This window comes from Candidatus Thiopontia autotrophica, from assembly GCF_982804495.1.
Map to the genome: position 1 here is coordinate 32,075 of NZ_CEYDPX010000017.1, position 2,514 is coordinate 34,588.

Here is a 2,514-nt window from a genome sequence, read left to right on the forward strand (position 1 = left end):
GGAGTTGGCTTCATACCCTCCTCTCCATCCTGCCAGCCTGCAGGACAGACCTCACCATGCTCTTCGGTAAACTGTAGTGCATCTACCATACGCAACATCTCATCAATATTTCTACCGAGAGAGAGGTTGTTTACAACCTGATGCTGAACCACGTTTTCCTTGTCGATAAGGAATGAGGCACGCAGAGCAGGGGCACCACCAGGTACCTGCACACCGTAGGCCTTGGTGATATCCTGTTTCATATCCCCAACCATGGTGTAACCAACTGCACCGATGCCACCATCATTGACTGGGGTATTTCTCCAGGCGTTGTGGGTCCAGTGAGAATCGATAGAGACGCCAATTACCTCAACATTGCGCTTGGCAAATTCGGCCAGACGGTGGTCAAACGCCAACAACTCTGACGGACATACAAAAGTAAAATCAAGGGGATAGAAGAAAACAACGGCATATTTACCCGCCTTTGCCTCATGTAGATTGAAATCTGCCTTAACCTCACCACTACCTAATATGGATGGGGCTGTAAAATCTGGTGCTTCACGTCCGACTAGTACGCTCATATGGAACTCCTTGTAGTTTTATACCTATAGCGTTAAAAAAGATAAAAATCATATTTCTGGTGGGTGAATCATAACTCAAATAACCCGCCTGTCAAGACCTAGTGAAAGGGTCAAGTATTAAATCTATTTAGAGGGAGAGAAAATTCCTCGGTACCCCATGCATGCCCATAGACCACCTCCCAGGTTGCAGAGATCCTCTCTCTTCCGCCCTGCATCTCTCTATATATTTGATCCAGCTGACTTATTTTCGCTCTACCGGTAAGACCACGTGGCCTCCCCTCATTTACATTGGTTGCACCCAACCCCTTGAGGTCACCCATAAGTGTCATTACATCTGGATAGGTGAGCTCAAAACGGTCGACGCTGGTGACCGGCTCAACAAACCCGGTGTTTAACAACAGGTCACCAATATCATGAAGATCCACAAAATGGTTTACGTGAACCATGTCATCCACCCCTGTCCAACTCTGACGCAACTCAGTCAGTGTATCTGTACCAAGGGTAGAGAACATCAACAGCCCTCCCGGGCGCAACACCCTGCGAAACTCCTTAAATAGTGCAGGCAGATCCTGGCACCACTGCAGGGTAAAATTGGAGAATATAAGATCCATGCTACGGTCAACCAGGGGGAGCTGGATAGTATCCGCACAGAGAAACTGCTGCCTTGATCCGCCTGCAAAACGATTCAACAGACTCTTGCTCTGTCGCGACTGCCTGCGAGCCTCAAGCAACATGTTATGGGCAATATCAAGGGCAACAACAGTGCTCTTGCCAAACCTTTTCTCCAGAGCCCTGGCGCAATATCCGGTACCTGTACCGATATCAAGAATGGCCTGAGGAGTGATGTTTGTATACTCAAACTGTTCCAGCATCCGCTCGGCAACCTCTCGCTGCAACAGAGCCACCTCATCATAACTTGAGGATGCCCTTTCGAAGTTTGCACGGACCAGGCTCCTCTTCAGGTTATGGTTCTGGGCATGAATACCCATTTGCTCATCTGCCAAAACGTATAACCTCTTCCATAAACTGCTCTCTGTGGCTAAGAAATGGGGCATGTGCAGCCCCCTCTATCACCGTAAAAGTACCTGATTCCATCTGCCCTGCAGCAATCTCACCTGCCGAATATGGAACCAGTTGATCCCGCTCTCCCATTATCCAGTGTGCCGGTTGTTTTATAGAGCCAAGATATGGGCGCAAGTCAGTCTCATTGAGAACCTGCAGACCCGCCTCCAGAGTTCCGTTCAGAGGTGGCTCGGAGAGTGACAGCTTGAGCTTTTTTATTAACTCTCTGCTCTCACCAGACATCTTGGCCCCCAACATCTGCAGGGTGAGAAAACGGCCAATGGTGGTCTCCCTTGAGCGGATAAGGGCCTTGCCAAAATCATCAAGCACCTTCTGCTTGATGGCCTCTCTCCACCCCCCTCCCTGCACAAAACGTGGAGTTGACCCAACCAGAATAAGCTTTGATACCTTATCCGGCCAATTCAGCGCCGCCTGCAGCGCCACCTGTCCACCAAGTGACCACCCCAGCCATACTGCACTCTCCGGCACCTGTTCTGCCACATCCTCTGCCATCTCTCCAAGAGTCATACCCCCAACCTTGGGACGTGAGCGATACCCAGGCAGATCTATCACGGTAACGGCAAAATTGTTTTGCAGTTCTGGAAGCAGAGAGTCCCATACCGACCCATTAAACCCCCAGCCATGGAGAAGAATTAATGGCTGCATCTGTCAAGTGCCTCCAGAAGCCTGTCGACATGCTCCTCTGTATGTTCTGCAGAGAGAGTAATACGCAGACGAGACGACCCCTCAGGTACTGTTGGTGGACGAATGGCTGTTACCACAACTCCCTGCTGCTGCAATTTGGTTGAGAGTCGCAGCGCATCCTCTGTACTGCCGGCCAGCAGCGGCTGAATCGGTGTCTCCGATCTCATCAGATTAAATCCAAGCTCAG

Annotated in this window: 4 protein-coding genes; all 4 read right to left on the minus strand. The window is 50.3% G+C overall.

Going from position 1 to position 2,514, the window contains the following annotated elements:
- A partial coding sequence (locus AC3ZFK_RS06255) for a peroxiredoxin (protein ID WP_487506937.1) occupies positions 1-560 on the minus strand: 560 nt, incomplete at its 3' end.
- A 110-nt stretch (positions 561-670) separates the two neighbouring features.
- The gene (bioC, locus tag AC3ZFK_RS06260; protein WP_489433748.1) at positions 671-1,564 is read right to left on the minus strand and encodes a malonyl-ACP O-methyltransferase BioC; all 894 of its coding nucleotides are present in this window, start codon (positions 1,562-1,564) and stop codon (positions 671-673) included.
- Positions 1,554-2,288, minus strand: a complete 735-nt coding sequence (bioH, locus tag AC3ZFK_RS06265; RefSeq protein WP_487541429.1) for a pimeloyl-ACP methyl ester esterase BioH — start codon at positions 2,286-2,288, stop codon at positions 1,554-1,556. Before bioH ends, bioC begins: the two co-directional genes overlap by 11 nt.
- Positions 2,276-2,514, minus strand: a 239-nt coding sequence (locus AC3ZFK_RS06270) for an aminotransferase class I/II-fold pyridoxal phosphate-dependent enzyme (RefSeq protein WP_487541431.1), incomplete at its 5' end; no start/stop codon positions are given. The genes AC3ZFK_RS06270 and bioH, both read right to left, overlap by 13 nt.

Excerpts from the sequence above, each read along its gene's own strand:
- bioH (WP_487541429.1), bottom strand. The coding sequence starts at position 2,288 with ATGCAGCCATTAATTCTTCTCCATGGCTGGGGGTTTAATGGGTCGGTA.